Raw genomic sequence first — 444 nt, forward strand, 5'->3', positions numbered from 1 at the left:
ATTGTAGAAGCCGGAATAATAATGATTGAATTGCGCCCGGCTGAGATCCATGCCCACCAGGGTGGATTTTCCGAAGGGCTGGGTTCTGATTTTCGGGGTACCCGGCCTTCCGCCGATTTCTCCGCTCCAGCCCATCCAGAGGCCTTCGTTGCCGTGCATGGTGTCGGCGAGCGCGACCGCGACTCCGCCTGCGGCGGCCTTCGACGGATCCACCATCCGGTTGGACACCACGACGAGGCGGCCATCGGCCGAGGGCGCCTGCGGGAGGCCGGGCTGCGGAGCCGCCGCGGCGTCCCGGGCGCGCTTGCGGCGCCGGGCCAACCCGCCCGGCTGTTGGCCCGCGCCGGCCGTCGACCGCTCGCGCTCCTGCGCGGACTGCGCTGCGGCGGCAGCCCCGTCCTGCGCCGGCGAGCGGACGCCACCGGAATGGCGGGACGCATGGGA

1 pseudogene is annotated in these 444 nt (G+C 71.2%); it reads right to left on the minus strand.

The features are described from left to right. Window positions 1-444, minus strand: a pseudogene (locus M1M07_RS32455) (hypothetical protein); the annotation flags it as partial.

The sequence above is a fragment of the Rhodococcus sp. HM1 genome, from assembly GCF_023218075.1.
Lineage (GTDB): Bacteria > Actinomycetota > Actinomycetes > Mycobacteriales > Mycobacteriaceae > Rhodococcus.